The organism is Psychroflexus sp. S27 (assembly GCF_002810405.1).
Taxonomy (GTDB): Bacteria; Bacteroidota; Bacteroidia; order Flavobacteriales; family Flavobacteriaceae; genus Psychroflexus; species Psychroflexus halocasei_A.
Genome location: NZ_NEXQ01000024.1, coordinates 289,848 through 309,418, shown reverse-complemented (window position 1 = coordinate 309,418; position 19,571 = coordinate 289,848). Strand labels below are relative to the sequence as shown.

Annotated in this window: 20 protein-coding genes and 1 tRNA gene; 14 read left to right on the top strand and 7 right to left on the bottom strand. The window is 34.4% G+C overall.

Annotation, left to right across the window (positions count from 1 at the left end):
• Window positions 1-32: 32 nt before the first annotated feature.
• Window positions 33-1,802 carry an aminopeptidase P family protein gene (locus CAP47_RS09190; protein ID WP_093238138.1) on the bottom strand — a complete coding sequence of 590 codons (1,770 nt, stop codon included), beginning with the start codon at window positions 1,800-1,802 and terminating at the stop codon, window positions 33-35.
• Between the two features lie 235 nt (window positions 1,803-2,037).
• Between CAP47_RS09190 and CAP47_RS09185 the strand changes: the two genes are divergently transcribed.
• From CAP47_RS09185 to CAP47_RS09125, 13 genes are all read left to right on the top strand, one after another.
• Complete coding sequence (locus tag CAP47_RS09185; RefSeq protein ID WP_100776351.1) at window positions 2,038-2,970, top strand: sterol desaturase family protein; 933 nt, start codon at window positions 2,038-2,040, stop codon at window positions 2,968-2,970.
• A gap of 141 nt (window positions 2,971-3,111) precedes the next feature.
• On the top strand, window positions 3,112-3,705 hold the full coding sequence (locus CAP47_RS09180; protein WP_100776350.1) for a Crp/Fnr family transcriptional regulator: 594 nt from the start codon (window positions 3,112-3,114) through the stop codon (window positions 3,703-3,705).
• A 304-nt stretch (window positions 3,706-4,009) separates the two neighbouring features.
• On the top strand, window positions 4,010-4,459 hold the full coding sequence (locus CAP47_RS09175) for a DoxX family protein (protein WP_100776546.1): 450 nt from the start codon (window positions 4,010-4,012) through the stop codon (window positions 4,457-4,459).
• Between the two features lie 150 nt (window positions 4,460-4,609).
• Window positions 4,610-5,134 (top strand): YceI family protein, encoded by a 525-nt coding sequence (locus CAP47_RS09170; protein ID WP_100776349.1) that lies wholly within the window; start codon window positions 4,610-4,612, stop codon window positions 5,132-5,134.
• 210 nt (window positions 5,135-5,344) lie between these two features.
• Entirely contained in the window at window positions 5,345-6,223 is an 879-nt protein-coding gene (locus tag CAP47_RS09165; RefSeq protein ID WP_100776348.1) for a pirin family protein, read from the top strand.
• A gap of 42 nt (window positions 6,224-6,265) precedes the next feature.
• Entirely contained in the window at window positions 6,266-6,835 is a 570-nt protein-coding gene (locus tag CAP47_RS09160; RefSeq protein WP_100776347.1) for an NADPH-dependent FMN reductase, read from the top strand.
• A 44-nt stretch (window positions 6,836-6,879) separates the two neighbouring features.
• The gene (locus CAP47_RS09155; RefSeq protein WP_100776346.1) at window positions 6,880-7,851 is read left to right on the top strand and encodes a zinc-binding alcohol dehydrogenase family protein; all 972 of its coding nucleotides are present in this window, start codon (window positions 6,880-6,882) and stop codon (window positions 7,849-7,851) included.
• A gap of 23 nt (window positions 7,852-7,874) precedes the next feature.
• Window positions 7,875-8,159: a GNAT family N-acetyltransferase gene (locus tag CAP47_RS09150; protein WP_100776345.1), complete on the top strand. Its 285-nt coding sequence runs from the start codon at window positions 7,875-7,877 to the stop codon at window positions 8,157-8,159.
• A 194-nt stretch (window positions 8,160-8,353) separates the two neighbouring features.
• Window positions 8,354-8,803: a hypothetical protein gene (locus tag CAP47_RS09145; protein ID WP_100776344.1), complete on the top strand. Its 450-nt coding sequence runs from the start codon at window positions 8,354-8,356 to the stop codon at window positions 8,801-8,803.
• Window positions 8,804-8,815: 12 nt separating this feature from the next.
• A complete protein-coding gene (locus CAP47_RS09140; RefSeq protein WP_100776343.1) occupies window positions 8,816-9,709 on the top strand; it encodes a pirin family protein in 894 nt (297 codons plus the stop codon).
• Window positions 9,706-10,281 (top strand): TMEM175 family protein, encoded by a 576-nt coding sequence (locus CAP47_RS09135; protein WP_100776342.1) that lies wholly within the window; start codon window positions 9,706-9,708, stop codon window positions 10,279-10,281. Before CAP47_RS09140 ends, CAP47_RS09135 begins: the two co-directional genes overlap by 4 nt.
• 41 nt (window positions 10,282-10,322) lie before the next feature.
• Window positions 10,323-11,042 carry a pirin family protein gene (locus CAP47_RS09130; protein WP_100776341.1) on the top strand — a complete coding sequence of 240 codons (720 nt, stop codon included), beginning with the start codon at window positions 10,323-10,325 and terminating at the stop codon, window positions 11,040-11,042.
• Window positions 11,043-11,182: 140 nt separating this feature from the next.
• Entirely contained in the window at window positions 11,183-11,755 is a 573-nt protein-coding gene (locus CAP47_RS09125) for an MliC family protein (RefSeq protein WP_100776340.1), read from the top strand.
• A gap of 39 nt (window positions 11,756-11,794) precedes the next feature.
• Here CAP47_RS09125 and CAP47_RS09120 read toward each other — a convergent pair whose 3' ends face one another.
• Together CAP47_RS09120 and CAP47_RS09115 are read right to left on the bottom strand one after the other, a co-directional pair.
• A complete protein-coding gene (locus tag CAP47_RS09120) occupies window positions 11,795-13,048 on the bottom strand; it encodes a mechanosensitive ion channel domain-containing protein (protein ID WP_100776339.1) in 1,254 nt (417 codons plus the stop codon).
• Window positions 13,049-13,316: 268 nt separating this feature from the next.
• Window positions 13,317-13,398, bottom strand: a tRNA-Leu gene (locus CAP47_RS09115).
• A gap of 172 nt (window positions 13,399-13,570) precedes the next feature.
• Between CAP47_RS09115 and CAP47_RS09110 the strand changes: the two genes are divergently transcribed.
• Window positions 13,571-14,965, top strand: coding sequence for a dipeptidase (locus CAP47_RS09110; protein ID WP_100776338.1), 1,395 nt, complete (start codon window positions 13,571-13,573; stop codon window positions 14,963-14,965).
• A gap of 137 nt (window positions 14,966-15,102) precedes the next feature.
• Here CAP47_RS09110 and CAP47_RS09105 read toward each other — a convergent pair whose 3' ends face one another.
• The 4 genes from CAP47_RS09105 to CAP47_RS09090 form a co-directional block, all read right to left on the bottom strand.
• Entirely contained in the window at window positions 15,103-16,665 is a 1,563-nt protein-coding gene (locus tag CAP47_RS09105; protein ID WP_100776337.1) for an SGNH/GDSL hydrolase family protein, read from the bottom strand.
• 10 nt (window positions 16,666-16,675) lie between these two features.
• Window positions 16,676-17,932 (bottom strand): OmpP1/FadL family transporter, encoded by a 1,257-nt coding sequence (locus CAP47_RS09100; RefSeq protein WP_100776336.1) that lies wholly within the window; start codon window positions 17,930-17,932, stop codon window positions 16,676-16,678.
• Between the two features lie 111 nt (window positions 17,933-18,043).
• Window positions 18,044-18,811 carry an alpha/beta fold hydrolase gene (locus CAP47_RS09095; RefSeq protein WP_100776335.1) on the bottom strand — a complete coding sequence of 256 codons (768 nt, stop codon included), beginning with the start codon at window positions 18,809-18,811 and terminating at the stop codon, window positions 18,044-18,046.
• The gene (locus CAP47_RS09090; RefSeq protein ID WP_093238159.1) at window positions 18,811-19,524 is read right to left on the bottom strand and encodes a pyridoxine 5'-phosphate synthase; all 714 of its coding nucleotides are present in this window, start codon (window positions 19,522-19,524) and stop codon (window positions 18,811-18,813) included. Before CAP47_RS09090 ends, CAP47_RS09095 begins: the two co-directional genes overlap by 1 nt.
• Window positions 19,525-19,571 lie beyond the last annotated feature (47 nt).

Below are 19,571 nucleotides of genomic sequence, written 5' to 3'. Positions count from 1 at the left end.
ATAAGCCTTTTGAATTTTTAAAAAATCTTATTTTAAAGAGGTGTCACTAAATCTTCAAACCAAGTTTTAACATCACCTTCAAGGTGTGAAGATAATTTTTCTTGTACTATTTTATGGTAATCATTAATCCATTTGATTTCTTCTTCTGTCAACATTTCTTTCACGATGATGTTTTTAAAGAAAGGACATAAAGTTAAGGTTTCAAACTCATAAAAAGTATTCCACTCTGTTTCTTTCCATTTTTTGGTTAAGACTAAATTCTCGTGACGAATTCCGTATTGTCCTTCGACGTAATAACCAGGTTCGTTTGACATCACCATGCCGTCAACAAGATCATAAGGATTCAGATCTTTACGAATGCTTTGTGGTCCTTCATGTACATTTAAAAAACTACCAACGCCATGACCTGTACCGTGATTGTAATCTTTACCATCCATCCATAGTGGCATTCTTGCAAAAGCATCGAGTTGCACGCCTTTTGTTCCTTTTGGGAATTTCACTAATGACAACTGGATTAATCCTTTCAATGCTTTTGTTGCATCTTTCTTAAATTCATCTGTGACTTCGCCTAAAGCAAAAGTTCTTGTAATATCAGTTGTTCCTTCTAAATATTGTCCGCCAGAATCAATAAGGATACTGCCGTGATCGGTAATCTTTGTACTGCCTTCAGCTTTTGCAGAATAATGAATTATTGCGCCATTTCCTTTATAACCTACAATCGTATCAAAGCTATTACCTATAAAGTTTTCGCCTTGTGCTCGAAAATCATGCAACTTTTGACCAACGCCATATTCGTCGAGCTCTTCTTGACCGACAGCATGCGTAAACCAGTGTAAAAACTTCACTAATGCAACGCCATCTTTCACCATCACTTTTTCAAAACCTTCTTGTTCAGTTTTGTTTTTGATGGCTTTCATTAAATGCCCTGGGACTGGCTTTTTAATGATGTCGTTATTTTCTTTTACAGCCTCAAAAACAGATTGATTACTATTTGGCGCAATTAAAATTTGCTCGTTTTTAATATTTTTTAAATCATCAAAAAAGCTATCATAAGCTTTTAATGTGACCTCAGCCTCTTTCATTTGACGTCTAGCTTCTTCATCAAGTTTATTGATGTCAACAAATAAGATTGTCTCTTTCTGAGTAAGAAGTAAGTAACTTAAAAAAACAGGATTACATTTGACATCACTACCACGCAAATTCAGTGTCCACGCAACATCATCTAAACTAGAGATGATATGCATAGAAGCATCTTGCTCTTTCATTTTAGAACGAATTGCGGTGATTTTATCACTAACAGATTGCCCAGCACGTTCCATAGGTTGAATGTAAACAGGATTTTCACTTGGAGAAGGACGATCCGTCCAAACATCGTTTAACAAAGGCAAATCTTTAAGTAGACGCTTGTTTTTACTTAATTTCTCCGAAAGCTGACGCCAATTAGAATGTGAAGTAACAAGCGAATTAACAGCAACAGTTGCATTTTCTGAAGTTTCTGAAATAATCCAGTCAATATAATGTGGCGTTCCTTCAATTCCATCTTTAAACATATCAATACCCGAACCTTTGAGCTCTTCAGGTGCTTGCGTAAAATAGCGACCATCCGTCCAAAGTCCGGCTTTGTCTTTAGTCACAACCACAAAACCTGCCGAACCTGTAAAGCCTGAAAGCCAAGTCCTTTCTTGCCATTCAGCTGGTAGATACTCGCCCATGTGCGGATCGGCTGAATATATGATAAAGGCATCGACATTATTTTTCTTCATTTCTGCTCTCAAAGAAGCAACTTTTTCTTTTGCTGTCATAAGTGAATTTTTTAAAAGTCGAAAGTTACAGAAAGTCTGTTGCAATCTGAAAAAAGTAGATAGATGTTTAACAAGTTTTGGCTAGCAATTTTCGTCACGCATTTAAAAATAAATTTTTTTTAACAAAAAAGTGTTTAAGATTAGCATACCTGAGCCTCTTAGAAAAATTTATAAAGTTTAACTTGCCAAAATTATGATCCAAGATCAACAGACTTCTACTTAAAATTTTTAATAAATGAATCTTACCAACCCATTAGTTTACGGTGCTCCTATTTTCATCGCCTTAATTGCCTTAGAGCTTTCGTATAGCAAAACACGAGACAATAAAAAGCTATATAATTGGAAAGATTTATTGTCAAGTTTATCGCTTGGCATAGGATCAGCTGTGATCGGCGCACTTATGAAAACCGTTTCTATGATTCTGATTTTCAATTTTGCTTATGAGCTTTTTAACCCGATTGTAGATGGTGTTCGCACCAATATCATGGGTTGGGAATCTTTTGGATATGCTTGGTATATTTGGATATTCTGTATGCTCTTAGATGATTACACTTACTACTGGTTCCATCGTCAAAACCATATGGTTAGATTTTTATGGGCTGCGCATATTGTTCACCATTCCTCTGATAATTTTAATCTGGGAACTGCTGTTCGTAATGGTTGGTTTACTATTTTTTACAAGCCTTTCTTTTATGTATGGATTGTTATTATTGGTTTTCCACCAGAAATGCTTGTCGTTTGTTTAGGTATTGAAGCTTTATGGCAATTTCAATTGCACACACAATACATTAAGAATTTAGGCTTTCTTGAAAAATTTGTAAACACGCACACAATGCATCAAGTTCACCACGCTCAAAACATTGAGTATATGGATAAAAATCACGGTGGTTTTCTAAATATATTTGATCGCATTTTTGGCACATGGAAAGAACTGGATGAATCTATTGATATAAAATATGGTGTTTCTACACCTCCAAACTCATATAATCTCTATGTGATTCTAACACATGAGTACAAAAACATTTGGAATGACATGAAGAAATCTAAAAATTGGGGTGACAAGTTCATGTATATTTTTGGTCCTCCAGGCTGGAGCCATGATGGCAGTTCATTAACCATCAAACAAACTCGAAAGAAGCTTAAACAAGAAAAAATCGCAGCTGATTAACTAAAAAAATGACATGATTGAATTTTTCAAGTTTTTGATGAAACCTCTTGATAAACTCATCATTCAATCTTTCTTAGAATAAATAAAAATTCTTTAAAAATTGACTACGATAACAATTTCATTTATATTGACAGAAATAAAATGGAAAAGCAAAATTTAATAAATTTCTTAAGTAAGAATCTTGACTTTAATGAAGATAAAATTTCATTATTGCTTGAGGATTGTCAAGTAAAAAACCTTAAAAAGCATGAGTTTTTATTACAAGAAAGTGAATTTTGTCAATTTACCTTCTTTGTAGAAAAAGGACTTTTAAGGCAATATTCTATTGACGAAAAAGGGAAAGAACACACGATACTTTTTGCACCTGAAAATTGGCTTGTCTCTGATAGAGAAAGTGTTTATTTTAATCAACCTTCTTCCTATTTTATTCAAGCTCAAGAAGAAAGTGATGTTGTGATGATTGGTAACAATTTTTTTGAAATATTATCTGAAAAGATTCCTGAATTTACAAGTTTCAACAATAAGTTACTTCATAATCATATCAGACATCTCCAAAACCGTATCAACATGTTGCTGAGTGCAAGTGCTGAAGATCGTTATCTTCAATTTATTGAAATGTATCCTGACATTTTATTGCGTGTTCCACAAATCATGGTTGCTTCATACTTAGGCATTACCCCAGAAAGTTTAAGCCGTGTTCGCAAAGAATTGGCAAAGAAGAATTTTAAAAATTAGATTTTGAATTGTAAAATCTTAGATCAATTTATTTTCATGGCTTTAGTTATGCATAATAAATAATCCTTATTTAAAGGATAGATTCCTCCTATGTCGGAATGACAGCTAATTCCTGAAGTAAAAGCCTCATTAAGCTATAGCTGTTTTAACATAAATCCATTTCCCTCTGCATTTAGACATAAACAAACCGCTCACCTCTCACCTCTAACCTCTAATTTTCGGTTCTTAACATACATCAATGTAGGGTATGTTGTTATCGTATAATTTTGTTTCAAGTTTAAAAGATCAACTTAAATCAATAAAAATGAAACAAGCATTTAAAAGTATTTTCAATTCAGGTCATTACGCTAACAACATCAATTTTATACTCCTTCTATTACGTCTAGTCGCGGGTGTTTTAATGTTGACACACGGTATAGGCAAACTTGAGGCTTTATTTGGTAATGAACCAATTCAGTTCCTAGATCCGCTTGGGGTTGGCGCAACAGCTTCTTTAGCTCTCACAGTCTTTGCAGAAGTTTTTTGTTCAATTTTATTGATGATAGGTTTTGGAACTCGCTTAGCCGCAATTCCATTACTGTTTACGATGTTAATTGCTGCCTTGGTCATTCACATCAATGACGGAATTGGAAAACAAGAACTACCTCTTCTATATGCTGCAATCTTTATGGCTATTACCACGATAGGAGCTGGCAAGTATTCTTTAGATTACTTTTTGACTAAAAGAATGAAATCAAAAACTATTCAGGAATAACTTATAATTTATTAAAAATAAAATGGATTTTCTTTAAAATTAAAGAAATTACATTCAATATTTAGCTTCTTAACATAGATCAATGCACAGTAAATAATTGAAGCTTAATTTTGAATCAAATAATAAAGTTAAATATAAAAATCTAAAAAAATGGAAACAACAGTAAAAACAAATTGGAAAGTCGATCAATCACATTCAGAAATTGAATTCAAAGTTAAACACATGATGATTTCAACTGTCACAGGAAGTTTTACAGAATTTGATGGTGAAGTTGAATCAGCAAACGAAAATTTCAAAGATGCCAAATTCAGTTTCTCTGCTAAAATTGATTCTATTAATACAAAAAAAAAAGATAGAGACACGCACTTAAAGTCTGATGACTTTTTTAATGCAGAAAAATTCCCTGAGCTTACTTTTAAATCAAAATCTTTTGATGGAGATAAAATGGTCGGTGACTTGACGATAAGAGATATTACCAAAGAAATTACACTTGACGTTGATTTTAATGGAATCGCAGAAGACCCATACGGACAAACAAAAGCAGGTTTTGAAGCAACAGGAAGCATCAACCGAAAAGATTTTGACTTAAACTGGAGTGCAGTGACTGAAGCTGGCAACATCGTGGTAAGCGATAAAGTAAAGTTGATTGCTAACCTTCAATTTACGAAGCAGTAATATTGATAAAATTAGTTTTGTGAAAAACTGATTTATAAAATTCTTACATCAAGAACGCAAAGCCAATCGCTTAGCGTACCTAGATTCACCTCAACTACATCAAGCTTTGCGTTCTTTATATTTTTGAAATGTCTTTACATCACGTCAATATTAATTGTCAATCAATTAGATCATCGTTTAATTAAGATTCGTAACTATAAATTACAATAAATGAACACTAAAACAGTAGAATTAATCGCAAGTCCGCGAGAACCACATTTTGTTGGTGATGGTTTCCGGGTGCATAATTTTATACCCTCTGGTTTTCGAATGGATATGCAACGCATGAATCCTTTTTTGATGCTTGATTATAATTCAACTTTTCATTTTCCACCTACTGATAAGCCCAGAGGCGTTGGCGTACATCCACACAAAGGATTTGAGACAGTTACAATAGCTTACAAAGGCAAAGTTGCACATCATGACAGTAGTGGTGGTAGCGGAGTCATCAATCAAGGCGACATTCAATGGATGACTGCTGCTAATGGTATTTTGCATAAAGAATATCATGAAGAAGAATGGAGTAAAAAAGGTGGTGACTTCCAAATGGTACAACTTTGGGTTAATTTGCCTGCAAAAGACAAGAAAAAAAAGCCTAAGTATCAAGCCATTAAAAATGAAGCTATTAATCGCTATCAATTACAAAATGATGCTGGACATATTGAAGTTATCGCTGGCGAATATAATGGTATAAAAGGCTCTGCTTCAACATTTACGCCAATTCATTTATTCAATGCAAAGTTAAATAAAGGCGGAAAAGTTAATTTTAATTTTCCATCAGATTTTAATACCGCACTTCTTGTACTAGAAGAAAATGTGATTATAAATGGTCAAGAAAAAGCACCCACAGACCATTTAGCATTGATGGCAAACGATGGTGAATTCTTTGAAGTAGAAGCAGAAAATGATGCTTTGGTACTCATCATGAGTGGTGAACCAATTCAAGAACCGATTGCTGCACAAGGCCCTTTTGTGATGAATACAAGAGAAGAATTGATGCAAGCTTTTAATGACTTTAATATTGGAAAATTCGGTTATTTAGAAGATTAACTAATAACATTTTAAAAAAAATTAATTTAAAAACTTAAAAAAATGGAATATAAACTCAAAATCATCGTAGGAAGCACAAGACCTGGACGCAAGGCACCTATCGTCGCTGATTGGTTTTTAGAATTAGCAAAACAATATTCAAATTTTGAAGTTGAATTATTGGATCTAAAAGAAATTGATTTGCCTTTGATGGACGAACCAAATCACCCGATGATGCAAAAATACACGAAAGACCACACAAAAAAATGGAGCAAAACCATTGATGAAGCGGTTGCATTTGTATTCATCACTCCAGAATATAACTATGGTCGCCCAGCAACTATAAAAAATGCGATGGATTATTTATTTAATGAATGGCAAGAAAAACCAGTTGGCTTTGTCAGTTATGGTGGTGTTTCAGGCGGAACAAGAGCTGTACAAGAGTTAAAGCTACCAACAACAACCCTAGGAATGATGCCATTACCACAAGCTGTAAACATCCCGTTCTTTGCTCAATTTATTAATGATGATAATGTTTTTGAAGCTAATGAACCTTTAAAAAAATCTGCAGATGTGATGCTTAATAAATTACAGGCTTGGACTAAAGCGTTAAAAGAAATGCGTGAAGCATAAAATTGTTATTATTTAAAAACAAGTCAAAAAAACATTTTTAACAGATGAAAGCTGCCGTGATCAATAAATTAGGAGAAACGCCTAAATACAAAAATTTCCCTGCGCCAGAAATACAAAACGACAATCAGATATTGATGGAAGTAAAAATGGCAGCTGTTAAAAATCTTGACAAAATTCGTGCAAGTGGAGAGCATTATGCACGTCATAAAGAACTACCTGCTGTGGTAGGCATGGATGGTGTTGGCATTTTAGAAAACGGCAAAAGAGTTTACGCTCAAGGAATTACAGGGATGTTAGCAGAAAAAGCTATTATTCACAAAAACAAATATGTTGAGATTCCCGACCATTTAGATTTGCAGATTGCTGCAGCTCTTCCAAATGCTGTTTTAGGGTCAGCTATGGCTTTAAAAGCCAGGGGTAAAATCAAGAAAGGTCAAACTGTTTTAATAAATGGAGCAACCGGATTTACAGGTCTAATAGCTGTGCAAATAGCAAAATATTATGGTGCAAAAACAATTATAACAACAGGAAGAAATTCAAAGAATTTAAAGAAAACTAAAGATCTTGGTGCTGATAAATCACTTTCTCTTAAAGAAAATGAATCAACACTCATTGAAGCTATAAGAAATATTCATCGTGAAAACCCAATAGATTTAGTTATAGACTATTTATGGGGCAAACCCATTGAAACCATTATAAGTGCACTAAAAGGTGAAGACTTAAAAAGCTTCTCTCATCAAACCAAAATTGTAACAGTAGGCTCTATGTCTGGTGAAAACATCAATCTATCATCAGGACTATTAAGGAGTTCGGCGATTCAGATTTTAGGATCAGGTTTTGGGAGCTTATCAGAAGACAATTTAGATGAATATAACAATGAAATCCTTCCTGAAATGTTTCAACTCGCTGCTGATGGAGACTTAGAGATGGAAATCGTGAGAGGTCAATTGGAAAACATTGAAAATTTATGGAAACAAAATATTGATTCAGGAAAAAGATTGATAATTTCAATTTAATAAATTCAACTAAAACAAAAATTATGGCAAAAATAGAAAGAGAAGATAACGGAAGAAAGGGACGTTTTATCATTAGTGAAAATAATGAAGAAGCTGGCGAAATGACATTTACATGGGCTGGCAAGAGTAAATTTATCATTGACCATACTGGCGTTAATGAAAAATTTGAAGGAAAAGGATATGCTAAGGAACTTGTTATGGCAGGTGTAGCTTTCGCTCGTGACAAAGGCGTGAAAATCATTCCGCTTTGTCCATATGCAAAACGCCGATTTGAAAAAGATGATAGCATCAAAGACGTTTTGGCTTAAGTAAGCTTAAAAGTGTTAGACTTTTGTCTAAATACGTATGCTTATTAGATTGTAGCCACATTTGTATTTGCAGTGCAAAGTCTTTCAAAATCATATCGCATAATTTTACCACTGTATTTTTAAAATAAGAAAGAAAAATGCGCAGGATGAAATCGTTTTACTTTGAATAAATTTTAAAATTATTATAAAAATAGATGATTAAACTACCCAAAAACTTACAATGGCTACACGGAAAAGATACCAATTGGGTTCAAACCATATGCAGAATTTTGCTGGGAGCAGCACTTTTATTTGCAGGAATTAGTCACTTAAGCTTTAACAGAGAAGAATTTGTGGCACAAGTGCCAAATTGGGTTCCTATGGCTACAGATTTGGTGGTGGTCCTTTCTGGAATTGTAGAAATTATACTTGGTTTTTCGCTAATTGCCCTTTACAAATGGAAGGTTTTGGTTGGTTTGGCAACAGCCATTTTTTTCGTTTTGATTTTCCCCGGAAACATCTCGCAATACGTAAACGAAGTAGATGCTTTTGGCTTGAATACAGACAAGTCTAGACTCATCCGGTTATTTTTCCAACCAGTATTAGTGGTGTGGGCATTATGGTCTACCGGTGCTTTGAAAGCATTTATTAATAGAAAAAGATAAAAATTTAAAACTATGTCAAATACGCAATTAATTATAGAAGAACGCGCCGCCGATATTGGTAACTTTATGGTCGGTCGTTTATTACCATTTAGACAAAAAAGAGCAGTTGGACCCTTCGTCTTTATAGATCACATGGGGCCAGCAAACATGAGTAAAGAGGAGAATCTTGATGTTGCTCCACATCCTCATATTGGTTTATCTACGCTTACCTATCTTTTTGAAGGTTCAATTCAACACAAAGACAGTTTAGGATCTGATATTGAAATCAAGCCTGGAGCTGTTAATTGGATGACTGCAGGCAAGGGCGTTGTTCATTCAGAGAGAACTCCTGCATATTTACGCGACACAGAAAAATCATTACACGGTTTACAAATTTGGGTAGCTCTCCCTAAAAACCTTGAGCATACAGAGCCAAGTTTTGAGCATATTAAAGAAAAAGATATTCCACATTGGAGTGAACAAGGCGCAGAATTTAAATTAATTGCTGGTAAAGCTTTTAACAAAACATCTCCTGTCCCAGTCCATAGTGAATTATATTTTATCGAAATAAAAAGCAAGGATAAAAAACAAATTAACATCGGTGAAGACCTTTATGGAGAAAGCGCTCTTTACATTTTAGAAGGAAGTATTAATGCCGATGGCCATAACTACGGCAATAAGCAAATTCTCGTTGCTAAAGACAGTACATTGTGTTCTTTTGAAATGGAACCCAATACGACTATTTATATTTTTGGAGGAACTCCTTTTGAAGAAGAACGCCACATTCATTGGAATTTTGTCAATTCAGATAAAGATGTGATTGAAAAAGCAAAAAAAGATTGGAAAGAACAAAATACAGATGCTTTTCCAAAAGTCGTAGGAGATGAGGATGATTATGTACCACTTCCAAAACCACGTATTCGATGAAGACAGGAAGACTAGAAGCTTTTAGTGATGGTGTGTTAGCAATCATTATCACGATCATGGTTTTAGGAATGAGCGCACCAGAAGCTTACACTTTTGAAGCTTTAAAACCTATACTTCCTGTTTTCCTGACATACCTCTTAAGCTTTGTTTACATCGGTATTTATTGGAATAATCACCATCATTTATTACAAGCTGTTAATAAAGTGAATGGAAAGATTTTATGGGCTAATTTAAATTTATTGTTTTGGTTATCTCTTTTTCCATTTGCGACAGACTGGATGGGTAAAAATTATTTTGAAGATAATCCGACAGCAATTTATGGTTTAGTCTTATTTATGGCAGCAGTCGCTTTTAAAATCTTAGTGTTTTGCGTTATCAAAAGTGAAGGAAAAGATTCAAATATCGGAAGAATTTATAGCAAAGATAGAAGAATGAACCTTTCATTATTTCTATATCTCTCTGGTGCAGGCATATCATTTTTCATTCCTATGCTAAGTCTCACAATTTACTTAGCTGTTGCTATCATGTGGATCGTTCCTGACCCAAGAATTGAAAAAGCCATTAAGGAATAAAAAGTCAATTAATTTAAAAACAAAATATTAAAAATTAAATCATGAAAACAATACTTCATAAATCAGATTCAAGAGGCGATGCTAATCACGGTTGGTTACACTCTAAGCATAGCTTTAGTTTTGCAAATTACCACAATCCAGAACGTATGAATTTTGGTGTACTTCGTGTACTCAATGACGATACCGTTTCTGAAAACAGGGGCTTTGGCACCCATCCGCATAGGGATATGGAAATTGTTTCCATTCCGCTGGAAGGAGACTTAAAGCATATGGACAATATGGGCAACTCAACCATTATCAAAGAAGGCGACATCCAGGTAATGAGTGCAGGAACTGGCGTTATGCATTCGGAATATAACAACAATCCTGACAAGCCTGTGAAGTTTTTACAGATTTGGATCATCCCAAATCAAATGAGCGTTGAACCTCGTTACGATCAAATCACAATAGCCGATCATGCAAAGCCAAATGACTTTCAACAAATTCTATCACCAAACAAAAATGATGATGGCGTTTGGATCTATCAAGATGCATGGTTCCATCTCGCTAATTTCGACAAAGGAAATTCAAAAAAATATGACTTAAAAAAAGAAGGCAATGGTGTCTATGTTTTTGTCCTTGAAGGTCAAGCTAAAATAGGAGATCAAGTTTTGGAAAGAAGAGATGCTCTAGGAATAAGCGAAACCGAATCTTTTAAACTGGAAGCGCTTGAAGATTCTAAAATACTTCTAATGGAAGTGCCGATGGAATTACCAGCTTAATTAAAAGTTAGAGATTATTAAAAAAAGCTGCTTATTGGTTAATGTTAATTTAATTAACCTCCCTTAATACAAAACTTTATATAGTTTTGATACAGAACTAAATTTTAAAATTACTAAACTTAAAACATAGAAAAGAAAATATGATAAGAAGATTTTTTGTAGTTGGAATGCTAACAGCAACTGTATTCATTTCATGTAAGGATAATTCAAAACAAGAAAATACAGACAACACTAACACAGAGCAAACAGCTTCTAAAGATATAGTTACTGAATCTTTGACCAATCAAGAAGGTGAAACCCTTAAAATGTCTTTTGATAATTCAAAGGGAACCGCAATCCTAAATTTTAAAGGAGAAACTATTGAGTTGAGTCAAGAAAAAGCTGCATCAGGTATTTGGTATAAAAATGACCAATATGAATTGCGCGGAAAAGGAAATGATATTTCGCTGAAGAAAGACGGGAAAACAGTTTTTGAACACGAGGATGATAAAGTCGATGTGGAAGTAAAAAATAACAATGGCGATGTTTTAACAATGACGTTCAACAATACCGCTGGAACGCTTAAGGCCTATTTAAACGGCGGCGAACAAATTGATTTGGAACAGAAAAAAGCAGCCTCAGGAATCTGGTATGAAAATGACCAATATGAGCTACGCGGAAAAGGAGATAGTTATATACTAAAAAAAGAAGGAGAAACTCTTTTTGAGAATTAGTATGACAATTATTATACAAACTCAACAGAATTATTATAATTAATCTAATATATTTTCATTCAGATTTTTAATATCATTCCCTGAAGGTTTTTGGAACAAGACAAGATCGAAATCCCCAATAACCGCAATTAAATGTTCGAAAACATCTGATTGAATTAAATTCAATGGTTTAAAACTAACACTATTAACCCAGGCATATATTTCCAAAGGAAGTCCATTACCGTCTTGCTGAAGCTGTCTCACTACCATATATTCGTTATTTATACCTGGATGCATCATAAGAAAAGATTCTATATACTGCCTAAAAAGACTGAGATTGGTAATAGTGCTAAGCTTCTCAAAATCATATCCTTTTTCATCGTTCCACTTTAATTTTTCACTTTCGCCAGAGAAAAGACCTTTAGCACGAAGTTTTTTAATAAAATCATTATCAACTTTTTTAATACTTCTAAGATCAATGAGCAAATGATGCATAATACGTCTGATATTGGTATCCTCCATCGCTCGTACATTTTTGAAACCATTTGAAACCAAAGCATAAGTTGGAACATTACTGATGGTATTATCCCAATTTCTCACTTTAACACTGGTCAGGTTAATTTCAGTCACCTGCCCATCAGCGTCATAATTATAAATAGAAATCCAATCACCCACGCGCACCATATCATTAACCGACACTTGAATACTCGCTACCAAACCTAAAATAACATCCTTGAATATCAAGAGAACAATAGCCATCCCTGCGCCAAAAGCAGTAATAATTGTCATGGGCGATTTTCCGAAAAGTATAGAAATGATCAGAACAGCAGAGATGAGATAGCAAATAATCAGCATCACTTGAATGTAACTACTTACAGGTTTCTTTTCATATTTTTTACTATGTTGTCCTAAATATTCCAAGGAATGGAGTGTACGTGTCAGAAAGACCATGGTCATGATAATAATATAAATGACTGCAAGTATCCGCAGGTTATGCGTGGCAGCTGCACTAATATTAAAAAACAGTGGTAAAAGATAGTAAACCACAAAGCCAGTCATCAGCTTTGCCAAAGCATCAAAGACTCTTTTCTTAATAAAAATAGAGGTACGCTCATTCTTTTTCTTTTTTAGCCAAGGCTTTACAAGAGCGCGAATTATTGTTCGAATAACTAAAGAAAAAAGCCAACTAGCAATAAATAAGGCGAGACTATTAATAACTACTGCTAAAAAATTGGATGACTTTTCCGCTAGTCCATATCCTTCTAGTAAATATCTAGTCCGATCTTGCAAGCTTGAAATATCTTGATATAACATAGGATATACTTTTATAAAGCTTATAAAACTTCTTAGGTGCTAACGAAGCTACAAATTTAAAGAATTGTTTCTTGCTAATTTTTTATTTATGATGATTTTGATCAGTATAAATTATCAAGTTCCAATCGAAAAATAAAATGCCTATTATTTAATAAAGATAAGAATTAAATGAAATTTTTAAAATTTAGTTTTAGTACAAAATCCTTATATGACAGACATAAAAAAAACCTCAACAATCTGATAATTAGATTGTTGAGGTTTTGCGTTGTGCGGGCGGAGAGACTCGAACTCTCACACCGTGAAGCACTAGATCCTAAGTCTAGCGTGTCTACCAATTCCACCACGCCCGCATTTTAGTTGTTTTTTGAGTGTCTATTTACCGAACACTTCGAGGCCACCACGCCAGAAATAATGTTGTCTAAAACATAAACTTGTTTTAAACGGGTGCAAATATAAACAATAATCAGAATTGACAAACATCGATTCCTTAAAAATTTATATATTGTCCTAAAATATTTTTTTATGCTATCACCAAAAGATTATATAGAAAAGAATAAAGATGCATTCTTAAACGAGTTAATTGAGCTTCTGAAAATTCCTTCAGTGAGTGCTGACCCTGCTTTCAAGGATGATGTTAATGCAGCTGCTAAGGCTGTTAAAAAGAGTTTACTCAGCGCTGGTTGTGATACAGCTGAAGTTTGTGAAACTCCTGGCTTACCAATTGTTTATGGTGAAAAGATAATTGACCCAAAACTTCCAACAGTTTTAGTTTATGGACATTATGATGTTCAACCGCCAGACCCAATTGATTTATGGACAAGCCCTCCTTTTGAGCCAGTGATCAAGAAAACTGACATCCATCCTGAAGGTGCTATTTTTGCGCGTGGTGCTTGTGATGATAAAGGCCAAATGTTTATGCATGTTAAGGCTTTACAATACATGACAGAAACTGACAACTTACCTTGTAATGTCAAATTTATGATTGAAGGTGAAGAAGAAGTTGGAAGTGTGAGTTTAGAGTGGTTTTTAGAACGCAATCAAGACAAACTAGAAAATGATGTGATCTTGATTTCTGACACAGGAATGATCAGTAAAGATACGCCATCAATCACAACAGGTTTGAGAGGTTTAAGCTATGTTGAGGTTGAAGTTACAGGACCAAATCGTGATTTGCATTCAGGTTTATACGGAGGCGCAGTTGCCAACCCTATCAATATTTTAAATAAAATGATTGCTTCATTACAAGATGAAGATAACCGCATTACAGTTCCTGGATTTTACGACAAAGTAGAAGAGCTTTCAAAGGAAGAACGCCAAAAAATGGCTGAAGCTCCTTTTGATTTAGATGAGTATAAAGAACATATCGGCATTCCAGATGTACATGGCGAAAAAGCTTACTCGACACTTGAACGCGCATCAATCAGACCAACTTTAGATGTCAATGGTATTTGGGGAGGTTATATTGGTGAAGGCGCCAAAACAGTTATTGCAAGTAAGGCTTATGCCAAAATATCCATGCGTTTAGTACCAAATCAAAATTGGGAAGAAATCACTGAGTTATTTAAAAAACATTTTGAAAGTATTGCACCTGCTGGCGTCACTGTAGAAGTCAAACCGCATCACGGCGGACAAGCTTATGTGACACCGATTGATGGAATAGATTACAAAGCTGCTGATTTGGCATTTAAAGATACTTTCGGAAAAGATGCTATTCCTTTAAGAAGTGGAGGCAGTATTCCTATTGTTTCTTTATTTGAAGGTTATTTAAAGAGTAAAACAATTTTGATGGGCTTTGGTTTGAATTCAGACGCTATCCATTCGCCTAATGAACATTTTGGCGTTTGGAATTTCTTGAAAGGAATCGAAACAATTCCATATTTCTATAAGCATTTTACTGATTTAAAAACGAAAAGCTAGTTTTTATAACTTTTTATATCAATACAAAAGATCCTGATTTCGTTGTTGAAATCAGGATCTTTTTTTACTTTATAAACAAAAAACTGCCTCAAATCAATGAGACAGTTTTTTAAATTCTTTCTAAAATAATTGATTAACTACTGAACGTCATCACTGAAAGTAACAGTTCCGAAGTTACCAATGTTAACAGTAGGCACGGTAGATCCGTAAGTTTCATTAATTGATTGTATCGCTTCACTTGCAATGAATGCATATCCACGAGGAGTTAAATGAACACCATCAAGAGAAAACGCTCCACCTGTCACAAAAGTTGATGTCATCACACCACTTTCATAAACAATACCAGTTGAAGAAACTTCTTTCATCAACTCATCAACATCAACGAAAGCTAAACCATTAGCTTGTGCTAATCCTTCAATAGTCGCATTAAAAGATTCTTTTGCAGTTTGCACCATCATGATTTCATCAGCATCTAAAGCATCTTTATCTTGAATTGGGTTAACCGCCTCTAAAACTAACATTGCTTGCTGAGGTGTTGGTGTTCCGCCCTGCTGAAGAATACCTAAAACTTGCATCACTTCTGGCGTTAAAGCAACAGAACCGTAACCATCATTTTGTAAAGCAGCCTGATCAATTGTCAAAACTAATAACTCTTCTTCTGTCATTTGTCTAAATCCAAAAGGATTTTGCTGAGAAGGCTCAACGCTGATTAAAAACCTGTTTGGCCCTTCATTAAATGTTATTGCATATTGAGCTGCTAAAGCTTGTGCTTGTGCAGCTGGCACACCTTGTTGAATTAATGCTTGTGTTGCAATACCAGCAAATGCCTGAAAGAAACCAGTTAATCCTTGTGCTTGAGCCGCATCAAGAGCTAAAGCATTATTAGGAACAGTTGTAAAAAAAGGAATATTAGTCACATCAGGAATATTAAATACGACACCTCCAGATGCGTTCGCATTTAAAGCGTTAAGCAAATCATTATAAACTGATGCAAATACATTTGGGTCAGTAATATCATTAGAGCCATAAGTTGACGGATCTAAGTTTCCTGCTTGATCAACACCGATACCACCTGAAGTTGCAAAACTCAATATATCATTATTTCCAATCCAAAGAGAAAAGAAAGTTGGATTTTGAGAAGCAGCATCTTCAATAACTGTCGCTGATTCAGAAGAGGCAAATCTTGCAAAATAAGGATTTGCCTGTCCAGACGTTATTCCCGCTGGATTTCCATAACCTGGTGCTGCTAAATGAAAAGATTTAGCACCTGGAACTCCCATGTTATTAAAAGATCCTGAAAGTTTGTTTGTGATTTCTGTTTGAGGTGTTCCTGCTAAAATTGCAGGTGCAGGTGAACCAGAAGTTACACTCAAAACCAATCTATTTTCAGTAATTTGTTGACCGCTTAGTAATAAACCTCCAAGATTGTCTTCCATCATCGGTTGTTTAAACTCTCCTCCGCCAACTAATTCAAATTTAGTTGCCATAATATTTGGGAAAGAATTTTCTTGACCTTGTATGTAAAGCGCATTATCAGCGTAACCTGAAGTTAATGAGTTACCAACAGAAACGAAATTACTAAAGTCAGCATCTCCACTGACATAAATATCATTTTCTTGAACTTGATTATCGAACTCAGGCTCGCATGAAAGAAACATGGCACAGGCTGAAATTCCAATATATTTAAGATAATTTTTCATAGAGATTTTTTTATAATTTATAACTTACACCTATACCAGGTATAAAAGCATTTGATTTATAAGTTCCTACAAAAGGGACTTCTTTTCCGTCAACCATATAGTGATCGTAAGAAGCATTCACTTCTTTAAATCTTACATATAAGAATGAAGCATCAATCGCTAAATTCTCATTGATTTTATAAGAAAGACCAGCTGTAAAACCTTGAGAATCGTTTCTTGGTGTTTCTGGCGCAAAGTAACCTTCACGAACTGGCGTTTGGTCATAATAATATCCTGCTCTCAAATCAATTGCACTACTTGCTTTGTACTCCATACCAAATCTGTAAGATGAAGAGTTTTTGTAGTTTCTTGGGTTTTTAGAATCAGCAACACTTGGATCAACAAAATCGATATCTAAATTATCATAAGCTTCCCAGTAAGTTCTGTTGTAATCTAAAGCGAATAACCACTTTTCAGTCGCTTGCCAAGCAGCACCAATCGACAATTCCGCTGGCATTGGTAAAGAAGCATTAAAATTCTTCACACCATTTTCAGCAGGAACTAAACCAGAATTTGGAATATTAGAGAATGTTGCTTCTCCATTTTCAGCTTCAAGAATAATTTCAGATCTATAGTTCATCGCTATTCTGAAGTTATCCGTTGGCGCAACTGTCATACTTGCACTCCACCCCCAATTTGTAACACCAGAATCTTTAATGTTGACATTAGATCTGTTTCCGTCGATATCAGTTAAAGTCTGATTAATATTTCTATTAAATTCAACATTACCCGTTGCGAAAATCGGTCCACCACCAATGCTGACGTGTTCAGATAATCTGATTGACAATAAAGGTTGAATATATATTGCAGCCAAGTCAATATTATTGACAAGGTGAGATCCAGACCAATCTTTCTCCCATCTCACTTCACTACCATAAGGCGTGTAAACACTTAAACCTGCAGACAACCACTCGTTAATTTTATAAGTGATGTAAGCATAAAAAGGCGTTCCAGCAGGACTATCTGTTTCACTGTATTCGCCTGTTGTTTCGTTTTGCCATTTCACGTTTGACATAACAGCTGACACCCCAACAGAGACATTCAATCTGTCCTCAAGCATCACAATTCCTGACGGGTTAAAAAATGCTGTTTCTGCACTGTTTACCAATGCAACTCCTGCGTGCCCCATCGCCAAGGCTCTTTGTCCTTGTGTGGCAACTCTGTAACCTCCTGCATAAATTGAGGAAGCTGATAACAGCAATACCGCTAATAATAAGATTTTTCTCATATTTCTATATTAGATTTTAAATAAACTCATCAATAAATGATGTTTCAAATTTAACATTAATTCACAATTTCACAACAAAATTTTAATAATACTATGTTAGCATAGTAATTTTTAAGCTAAAAATGCAGATGTCACATTATAAAATTCATCTTGTTGTTCCGCATGAACCCAATGTCCAGCATTCTGAATGGGTTGAATTTTAGAATTTAGAAAATGATTTTTAATCAAATTAGTATCTTCATCTGTAATATAATCTGATTTTTTACCATTGATAAACAATGTTTCTCCATCAAAAGTTTCATTTGCTTTAAGTGATTTTCCTATCTCATTAATGTTTGCTTTCAAGCTATCAAGATTTACTCTTAAACCGTATTCCTTTTTATTTTTTCTATATAAGTTTTTCAATAGAAATTGACGGATAGATTTTATCTTGATGTATTCAGATAATAAATCATCGGCATCTTTTCGAGATTCAAAACAAGCCTCATCAACTGCGGTCAAGCCTTCTAAAATTTGTTGATGATGAGGCGCATAATATTTTGGAGCAATATCAACGACAATCATTTTATTAACATAAGTCGGGAAATGAATCGAGAAAGTCATAACGGTTTTACCGCCCATTGAGTGCCCAATTAAATCAGCAGAAGACATATTATTATTGTCCATATAACTTTTCAAATCTGCCGCTAACAAGTCGTAATTGAATTCATCACAATGCGGACTTCGACCGTGATTTCTTTGGTCTATTAAATGAACTTGATAATTCATCTCATCGGCATATCGCTTGGCTAATGTTTTCCAGTTGTCTCCCATTCCCAGAAAGCCATGTAAAATCAAAAGTGGTTTTCCTTCTCCAATCACATTTGCGTATAAATCCATTACTTTAATTTATTTAAATATTGTTTCACAACGTTTTCCAAACCTAAATACATTGCTTCAGAAATCAATGCGTGACCGATAGAAACTTCTTTTAAAACAGGAATTTGCTCTTTAAAGTAAGCGATATTATCAAGTGATAAATCGTGACCGGCGTTCACACCAAGCGCTAAACTATCAGCCAAAACAGCACATTCCTTATAAGCTCTTATCGCTGTTAATTTATTATTTTGATAATGTTTCGCATAAGCTTCAGTGTATAATTCAATTCTGTCAACACCAGTTTTTTGCGCGCCTGTAATCATATCTTGATTAGGATCAACAAAAATTGAAGTTCTGATGCCCTCTTTTTTAAAAAGCGAAACTATTTCTTTTAAATAATCTTCATTTTTTACAGTATCCCAACCAGCGTCAGAGGTTATCGCATCAACAGCATCCGGAACTAAAGTGACCTGCGTAGGCTTGTTGTTCAGGACAAGGTCAATAAATTTATCATTAGGGTTTCCTTCAATATTGAATTCGGTTGTTACTACTTTTTTTAAATCAGCAACATCTTGATAAGTAATATGTCTTTCGTCTGGTCTTGGATGCACAGTAATTCCCTGTGCTCCAAAAGACTCGATACGTTGTGCCGCCTCAACAACATTTGGCATATCGCCACCCCTTGCATTTCTTAAAGTCGCAATTTTATTTATGTTAACACTAAGTCTTGTCATTTTACTAAAATTTAGGTTTCAAACAAAAATACAATCTAAATTAAGAT